At 68.6% G+C, this 8,411-nt stretch carries 6 protein-coding genes, 3 pseudogenes and 1 other annotated feature; of the genes and pseudogenes, 1 reads left to right on the top strand and 8 read right to left on the bottom strand.

The window, feature by feature from the left end:
• Positions 1 to 93: 93 nt before the first annotated feature.
• The 8 genes and pseudogenes from XF36_RS04995 to XF36_RS04960 form a co-directional block, all read right to left on the bottom strand.
• A complete protein-coding gene (locus tag XF36_RS04995) occupies positions 94 to 1,125 on the bottom strand; it encodes a GDP-mannose 4,6-dehydratase (RefSeq protein WP_060711075.1) in 1,032 nt (343 codons plus the stop codon).
• Between the two features lie 229 nt (positions 1,126 to 1,354).
• Positions 1,355 to 2,146, bottom strand: a complete 792-nt coding sequence (locus tag XF36_RS04990) for a thioesterase II family protein (protein WP_238589131.1) — start codon at positions 2,144 to 2,146, stop codon at positions 1,355 to 1,357.
• Between the two features lie 108 nt (positions 2,147 to 2,254).
• Positions 2,255 to 2,530, bottom strand: a complete 276-nt coding sequence (locus XF36_RS04985) for a hypothetical protein (protein WP_145981261.1) — start codon at positions 2,528 to 2,530, stop codon at positions 2,255 to 2,257.
• A gap of 395 nt (positions 2,531 to 2,925) precedes the next feature.
• Positions 2,926 to 3,357: pseudogene (locus XF36_RS04980) on the bottom strand (transposase); the annotation flags it as partial.
• 27 nt (positions 3,358 to 3,384) lie between these two features.
• Positions 3,385 to 4,293, bottom strand: a complete 909-nt coding sequence (locus tag XF36_RS04975; RefSeq protein WP_060711072.1) for an IS3 family transposase — start codon at positions 4,291 to 4,293, stop codon at positions 3,385 to 3,387.
• Positions 4,290 to 4,580: a transposase gene (locus XF36_RS04970; RefSeq protein WP_060710840.1), complete on the bottom strand. Its 291-nt coding sequence runs from the start codon at positions 4,578 to 4,580 to the stop codon at positions 4,290 to 4,292. The genes XF36_RS04975 and XF36_RS04970 overlap by 4 nt, the downstream gene beginning before the upstream one ends.
• Positions 4,581 to 4,628: 48 nt before the next feature.
• A pseudogene (locus XF36_RS04965) lies at positions 4,629 to 5,609 on the bottom strand (IS1380 family transposase); the annotation flags it as partial.
• A gap of 173 nt (positions 5,610 to 5,782) precedes the next feature.
• Positions 5,783 to 6,994 carry an IS256 family transposase gene (locus XF36_RS04960; protein ID WP_238589343.1) on the bottom strand — a complete coding sequence of 404 codons (1,212 nt, stop codon included), beginning with the start codon at positions 6,992 to 6,994 and terminating at the stop codon, positions 5,783 to 5,785.
• 164 nt (positions 6,995 to 7,158) lie between these two features.
• Here XF36_RS04960 and XF36_RS04950 point away from each other — a divergent pair.
• A pseudogene (locus XF36_RS04950) lies at positions 7,159 to 8,399 on the top strand (IS3 family transposase).
• Positions 7,434 to 7,562 (top strand) — a sequence feature (AL1L pseudoknot). Its footprint overlaps the pseudogene before it by 129 nt.
• Positions 8,400 to 8,411: the final 12 nt, after the last annotated feature.

Here is an 8,411-nt window from a genome sequence, read left to right as displayed (position 1 = left end):
GTGCTCCCACACCCGTTCACAGGGCCGCGATCGGCCCGAATGCATTACTGGCGGAATGTGCGTCGGAAACCGGGGCCGCGACAGCCCGCGGGATCACCAACTGCCGGCGGAGAGGACCTCTGCGTAGTCCCGTTCGCGCCCGGCCCGGCGCAGGTCGGATTCGACCATCATCTGCATCAGTTCCGGGAAGTCGATGCTCGGTTCCCAGCCCAGGTTCTCCCGGGCCCGGGTCGAGTCCGCACAGAGCAGCTCGACCTCGGCCGGGCGTACCAGGGCCGGGTCGACCACGACGTGGTCCTCCCAGTTCAGGCCGACGCACTCGAACGCGATCCGGACCGCGTCGCGCACCGAGTGCACCCGGCCGGTCCCGACCACGTGGTCAACCGGCTCGTCCTGGGCCAGCATCAGCCGCATGGCCCGGACGTAGTCACCGGCGAAGCCCCAGTCGCGGACCGCGTCGAGGTTGCCCAGCCGCAGTTCCTTCTGGAGGCCGAGCTTGATCTGGGCCACCGCGAGCGAGATCTTCCGGGTGACGAACTCGGGCCCGCGCCGGGGCGACTCGTGGTTGAACAGGATCCCGGAGACCCCGAACATGCCGTAGGACTCACGGTAGTTGCGGGTCATCAGGTGGCCGTAGGCCTTTGACACACCGTAGGGGCTGCGCGGGTGCAGCACCGTCTGCTCGTTCTGCGGGCTCTCGGTGACCTTGCCGAACATCTCCGACGACGACGCCTGGTAGAAGCGGATCTGCCCGTCGGCAGCCTGCCGGGACGTGGTGAGCCCGCTGACCATGCGGATCGCCTCGAGCATCCGCAGCACGCCCACGGCGTTGACCTCGGTCACGAGCTCGGCCTGCTGCCACGACATCGCCACGAACGAGATCGCGCCGAGGTTGTAGACCTCGTCCGGCTGCACCCGGTCGACCGCCGAGACCAGGCTCCCCTGGTCCATGAGGTCGCCGTCGACGAAGGAGAGCTCCGAGGCCAGCTTCTGCACCCGCATCTTGTGCGGATTGGCCTGGCCCCGGGTCAACCCCCACACCTGGTACCCGAGCGAGAGCAGGTGCTCCGCCAGATAGGACCCGTCCTGCCCGGTGATTCCGGTGATCAGTGCACGCTTGGCCATGTCTTTCCTTTCCTGGACCCGAGTACGAAGCGGCACGAGGAATATGCTCGACCGATAACAGAACGGACGCTCGCAGCCCCCCGGGGGGAGGGTCAAGAAATACCGGGAGAACTACGGCTACCACCAGTGGAAATGCCGGACCTGGGTACGCGCCCCTTTTTTCCGGCGCACCCGGTGGAAAACTAGCGCAGCCAACAGTGGGGAAATCCCGGGAATCGCCGGACCCGGATCAGCCCCGGGGCGGTCGGGCACTGCCCCCGTGCGCGAGGGCCAGCTGCTCGTCCAGCCGGTCGCAGACCGCCCGTGCCTGGTCGACCAGGAAGAAGTGGTGGCCGGGCATGACCTCGAGCTCGAAGCCGCCGTCGGTGTGCCGACGCCAGGCGTCGGCCTCCTCCTGCGTGGTGCGGGGGTCGTCCCGGCCGGTCAGGGCGAGCACCGGGCATCCGACGACGGCGCCGTCGTCGGCGCGGTAGGTCTCGACCGCCCGGTAGTCGTTGCGGAGCGCGGGAAGGACCAGGGCCAGGAAGTCGTCGTCGAGGGCACTCATGTCCGGCCCGTCGAGGGCCCGCACCTCGGCCAGCAGGCCTGCGTCGTCGAGCTCGTGCACCCGTTCCGGGCGCCGGGTGCTCGGGGCCCGACGGCCGGACACCACGAGCGAGCGGGGGGCGGAGCCCGGCGCGTCCCGCTCGAGCCTGCGCGCGGCCTCGAACCCGACCAGCGCACCCATGCTGTGGCCGAAGAACACCGTCGGCCGGGCCGGGAGCGCGGCGAGCTCGATGGCGAGCCGGTCGGCCAGCTCCGCCACCGACGTCAGACACGGCTCGCGGTGACGGTCCTGGCGGCCCGGGTACTGGACGGCCAGCACCTCAGCGGCGGGGGCGAACCGCGCCGACACCGGGTGGAAGAAGGTCGCCGAGCCCCCCGCGTGCGGGAAGCACACGAGGCGGGCCTCGTCCCTCCCGGGCGAGTGGAACCGGCGCAGCCAGTCGGTCGTCGTGCCCGGTGCCGTCACTGTCCCCACCACTCCTTCGGACTCCTGCGCGTGTGCATGCCCCCATCCGACCGCGCCCCGGCCCGGAAGAACCCCAGTTTCCGGTCGGTGGCGCCCGGACGAGCGTGCTCCGCCGGATCAGGACGGGCACGCTCGGTGGGTACGCGAGCCGGCGCGGGCGCACGCCCGCCTCAGTTCGACGGCGCGGAAGGTGAAGCGCTCCTCCAGGTAGAGGTGCATCTCGCGCGCGTCGTGGTCGCCGCAGACCGACTCGACCCCGACACGGTCCCGATGATCGTCGAGTTGGTCGACGATCACCGAAGTCGGCGGTCGAGCTCGGCCGAGGCGAGGAAACAGTGCACCGGACTCGCCGGTCGTCGCCACCCGAACCGGATCGGCGATCGACGCCCACAACGTCCGCCGCTCATTCCGCAGGGTCGCCCGTCGCCGGCCTGAACGCGGCCGAGTGGACCCCCCCCCCCCCGGGGAAATGCGGCACAGCTTCGTCTCGCTGCTCTCGGACTCCGGAAGCCACTGGAGCACATCTCACGACTGGTCCGGCACAGCGGTACGGCCATCACCGAAGCCGTATACCGGCAGCAGCTCCGGCCAGTCCTAGCCCGGATCTTTCGTCGGGCAGTCCCGGCTTGATCGACAGGGACTGTTTCAAGATCGGTGCCGGTGCTCGTCGGTGTGGTGGCGCTGATTCTGCCTGGCGGGTGTGACAGTTCAGCCGAGGTCGCTCGGGTGGGCGCCGGTTTCCACTGGTCCGGTCGGGGTCCTGGGTCGTCGTGACGGCGGGGTCGGGCTCAGCCGGGGACGGCGAGTGCGCGCAGCCGGGCGAGGCCTTCGCAGAGCAGCCTGGCCCAGGGTGCGTGGGCGGGCAGGTGCAGGACGGTTCGGCGGGCGTGCCGGGCTCGCTGTGCGGGCTGGGAGAACAGCCGCAGCCGGAGTCGTTTCGGTTCCCAGCGCCGCGCCGGGTGGTCGGTGTAGGCGAGCATCTGCGCCCAGGCGGTGATCTCGCAGGCGAGCGCGACAACGGCCTGCCAGATCCGGTTCTGGTCGAGCTCGTGCAAGGGCAGGTTGGTCAGCCCGGTGTCCTTCGCCGCCCGGATGCGGTCCTCGGCGCGGGCCCGGCGGCGGTGTCGTAGCTCGAGGTCGGCGAGTTGGCGGCCCGCTCCACCGGGGTGTGTGTTGGTGGCGAATGCAGTGTAGCGCAACCCGTCCGGGTCGGTGATCTGCGGTTCCCCCGAGATCGTGGAGGGTTCTTATGCCGCGTCTCGGGTGAGGGCGGCGTTCTCGTAGTTGATCGGTGAGAGCCCGGCGGCGGCACTGTGTCGCCGCCGGTGGTTGTAGAAGCCGTAACACCAGTCGATGACCGCCGCCCGCGCCCTACTGATGGTGTCGAAGTCGTTGCGGGACAGCACTTCCCACTCCAGGCTGGAGAAGAACGCCTCCGCCGCGGCATTGTCGAAACACGACCCGACCCGGCCCATCGACTGACGGATGTCGAGCCGCCGACACAGAGCGGTGAACGCGCCCGCGGTGTAGGTCGACCCGCGGTCGGTGTGGAAGATCACCCCGGCGATTCGGTCCGCCCCGCCGCGGGCCGCCACCGCCATCCGGATCGCCGCACACGCCAGCTCGGCGTTCGGGTGCAGCCCCGTGGCCGCGCCGAGCAGCCGCCGCGAGTACAGGTCGATCACCGTGGCCAGATACAACTTCCCGGCCGCGGTGGGGATCTCGGTCATGTCCCCGACCCATCTGCGGTTCGGCTCGGCCGCAGTGAAACCCCGACGAAGCAGGTCCGGGAACTTCGGCGCCGTGCGGTCCTGGCGGGTCAGCCCGTTGTGCCGCTTGATCCGGCGGGCGACCAGGCCCTGGCGGCGCATCGAGTCCGCCACGGTCTTCTCCGACACCCGCCATCCGGCCTCACACAGGTCGGCGTGCAGACGGGGTGAGCCGTGTAGCCGCTGGGCGTCGTCGAACGCCACGGCCACGGCGGCGTCCCACGCACAGCGGCGCTTCTCGGTCGCGGTGGCACCACCGTCGGAACGCGCGGCGCGGTCGAGCCACTTGTACAGCCAGGAGATCGACACCCCCAACAGGGCGCAGGCCAGCGTGTGCGGCACCCGGTGGAAGGTCCTCTGGTCGGCGATGAAACGGGCCACGCTCACTTCGTCGCCTCCTTGACCCACAGGACCACGGATCGCTTGAGGACATCACGCTCCATCCGCAGCTCGGCGTTCTCCGCGCGCAGCCGCTTGAGCTCCTCGACGCCGCCGCGAGACAGGCCCTCGGTGTCCTCGCGGGCCTCTCGTGCACGGGCCACCCAGTTGCCCAGCGTGCCCTCGTTGACCCCCAGGTCACGGGCGACCTGGGCGATCGGCTTGCCCGTCTCCTCCACGACCCGGACCGCTCCGTCACGGAACTCCCGGTCGTAGCGCTTCCGTACCTCTGGCATCGCTACCCCTTATAGCTGATGCCTCCCCGATCATGGGGGAACCGCAATCCGTAGCTGCGCGCCGGGGTGCGGGCGCTCGCGGCGGACGATCACCCGCATCCCTTTCGGCCAGGAGGTCAAGTTCATCAGGCCGGTCGCCTCGATGACCCAGGCTCCGGGACGGGGCTCGCGGTCGGCATCGAGCGCGGTCTGCCAGTCCGTGGCCGGGAGCGCGGCGAGCTGGTCGACCAGAGCCTGGGACAGCCCGAAGCCGACTGAATAGGACAGACGCTGCCCGGCCAGCCAGTCGAGGAGCTCATGCGAGGCACCTGCGCCGTCGACCCGGATCAGAACTTTGCGGCCGGGACGGTTGCCCGGGCGGTGGTCGGGGAGCTGGCGCAGCGCCGCCCGGATGACGGTGACGTGGTCGGTGGCGGTGTTCGACCCGGCGTTCCCGGGGCGTAGCAGCGCCGCGAGAGGCTCACCGGTCCCGGCCGCGCCGTGGTCGCAGAACGCCCACAACGGATGGTGCCCGAAGCCCTTCTTGAACGTCGGTGCGGCGCCCTGCTTGTCCGAGTGGGCGGTGATCAGGGTGGCATCCACGTCGATGACCAGCGGGTTCGCCGCGTCCGTCTGGTGGTCGGGAGCGGCGGAACCGGCCAGCGCCCACACCTTCGCCCGAGCCGTGGCGCGGGCGGCATCGATCGCCGCCAACACCGCGGTCGAGTCGGCGGCGAGGCGATCTACCGTGCGGGAGACCGTCGGGTCTGAGGCCACCGGACCGAACAGAGCGGGCTCCGCACGCAACAGCGCGATGTCGGACAGGCAGTCCCCGCCGGCGGCCAGCGTCAACGCGAGATCGAGCAGGACCTTCGCCGGGTCGTGCACCGCCAACCGCGGCCGCCACGGTTCCAACGCCTGCGACAGAGCGTGGTCGAGCCCGACCTTGCCGATGGTCTCGGTCAGCAGCCTCGTCCCGGCATGCGACACCACCGCTGTCGCGGCCGTGTCGATGTCCGGGCACGAGTAGAACCCGATAGCCTTCTTCACCTGGAGGGTGCTCCTGATTCGCGCGGATACGGGACCTCAGCAATCCCCATCCTTGCTGGTCAGTGGCACCCTCCAGCCTTCTGACACGCCCCGCTCGGCGAACCGCGATGAAAGCCCCGGGCTAGATGTGATGTCCAGGGCCTGTCTCGTGATCGGTGTTTCGGCGTCGTTGCTCAGTAGGTCTCGGCTCCCGGCCAGCGGTCACCGAACGTGATGGCGAACGCGTTGATCACGGGCTTCCAACGCATCGTCCACCTCGTGCGGCCCGTCCCGGTCGGGTCCAGGCTGCGAGTCACAAGATACAAGCATTTCATCGCAGCCTGCTCAGTGGGGAAATGACCACGCGCCCGCACCGCGCGCCGGTAGCGGGCGTTAAGCGATTCGATCGCATTCGTAGAGCAGATCACCCTTCGAATCTCGACGTCGTAGTCCAAGAACGGCACGAACTCTTCCCACGCGTTGCGCCATAGCCGGATCATCGCCGCGTACTTACGGCCCCATTTCTCGTCGAGCTCATCCATAGCGATAAGTGCTGCATTCGGGTTGGGCGCGGCATAGATTGGTTTGATGTCGCGCTTCACCGCGTCCCAGTCCTGTCGACCCACCAGCCGGAAAGTGTTTCGGATCAGGTGCACGACGCAGGTTTGGACAATGGTTTGCGGCCACACGTTGGCCACGACCTCCGGGAGTCCTTTGAGGCCGTCGCAGACCAGGAACAGCACGTCACGCACGCCGCGGTTCTTCAGGTCGACCAGCACGCTCATCCAGAACTTCGCGCCCTCACTGCCGACGCCCATCCACAGCCCCAGCACGTCCTTGCAGCCGTCCACGGTGACGCCGATGGCTGCGTAGACCGGCCGGTTGGCGACCTGCCCGTCCCGGACCTTGACGTGGACAGCGTCGATGAACACCGCGGCGTACACCGAATCCAACGGCCGACCAACCCAGTCATTCATCTCGGCGACGACCTTGTCGGTGATCCGCGAGACCGTCTCCTTCGATACTGACGCCCCATAGATGTCAGCGAAATGTGCGGAAACCTCCCCGGTCGTCATCCCTTTCGCATACAGCGACAGTACGACCTCGTCGACATCTGTGAGGCGCCGCTGACGCTTCTTCACGATCTGCGGCTCGAAAGTGCTGGCCCTGTCTCTCGGAACGTCGATCTCCACGTCACCCGCGGCATCCGAGAGAACCGTCTTCGAGCGGGACCCGTTCCGCACGTTGGTGGATTCCCGGCCGGGGTCGGCCCGGTTCTTGTCGTGCCCGAGGTGCTCGGTCATCTCCTCGTTCAGCGCCGTTTCCAGAACATTCTTGGTAAAGAGCTTCAACAGGCCGTCCGGGCCGGTCAACGCCAGCCCGCGCGCCTTCGCCTCGGCCACCATCGCCGCCGCAGCGGCCCGCTCCGCCGACGCCTGCCGAGCAGGCTTCGGGTCACCCTCGCTTGGATCCACAAGGTCCGATGTCATCACTGTCCGTGCCCATCTCGCCGGACCTTGTCTCGTCCCGGGTTTGATGGAGACCATCAAGCCTGGAGGATGATCGACCGATGGCCGCCCCGAGGAAGTACCCCGACGAGCTGCGGGAGCGAGCGATCCGGCTCGTGTTGGACGCCAAGGCCGACCCGGCGTCCGCGGGCGGGAACATCTTCAAGCGCATCGGCGAGCAGCTGGGGATCAACCCGGAGACGCTGCGGGGCTGGGTCAAGCAGGTCGAGATCGACAACGGCACCAGGCCGGGCACGACCACCGACGACGCGACCCGGCTCGCAGAGCTCGAACGTGAGGTTCGGGAGTTGCGCCGGGCGAACGCCATTCTCAAGTCGGCTTTCTTCGCGGCGGAGCTCGACCGCCCCAGCAGGTAGTCCTCGACTATATCGAGGAGAACAAGACACAGTTCGGGGTCGAGCCGATCTGCGCGGTGTTGAAGGACGCCGGTGTTCCGATCGCCCCGTCCACTTTCCATGCGTCGAAGAAGCGACCGCCCTCGGCGCGGGCACTCACCGACGCCGAGACTTTGAAAGAGATCGAACGGGTGCATCGCGACAACTTCAGCGTCTACGGCAGCCGGAAGGTGTGGGCGGCGTTATGTCGGGAAGGCGGAGTAGGCGGCCGCCGGGTCGCTCGCTGCACCGTGGAACGACTGATGCGCCGCAACGGGCTCCGTGGAGTGTCCCGGCTGCGTGTGCCGCGCACCACGGTCCGAGCCAAGGGCGCGGACAGGCGCCCGGACCTGGTCGAACGGGACTTCACCGCACCCGCCCAGGACCGCCTGTGGGTCGCTGACATCACCTACATCCGCACGTTCTCTGGATGGGTGTACGCGGCTTTCGTGATGGACGTGTTCTCCCGACGGATCGTGGGCTGGCAGCTCTCTCGTAACCTGTACACCGATCTCGCGCTGGACGCGCTCAACATGGGGATCTGGACCCGGCAACGGGCGGGCGCGGACCTCTCCGAGTTGATACACCATTCGGATCGCGGAGTCCAATATGTCGCCGTGCGGTACGGCGAGCGACTCGCCGAAGTCGACGCTGTGGCTTCAGTCGGGTCGGTCGGCGATTCCTACGATAATGCGATGGCGGAGGCGTTCAACTCGCTGTTCAAGGCTGAACTCGTCCGCAACCGGGGCCCGTGGCGAGGCACCGACGACCTCGAGCTGGCCGTCGCCGAGTACATCGACTGGTACAACCACCGCCGCCTACACGGCGAGCTCGGCCTGATCCCGCCCGTTGAGCACGAGGCCCTGCACGCCGTCACAGAACCCGCCCGGCAACCCGCCGGAGCGTGAGAACCGAGCCTC

Origin of the sequence: Pseudonocardia sp. HH130629-09 (assembly GCF_001294645.1) — a bacterium.
Taxonomy (GTDB): Bacteria; Actinomycetota; Actinomycetes; order Mycobacteriales; family Pseudonocardiaceae; genus Pseudonocardia.
The sequence above is the reverse complement of the archived record's forward strand: the minus strand, read 5'-3'. Positions and strand labels throughout refer to the sequence as shown.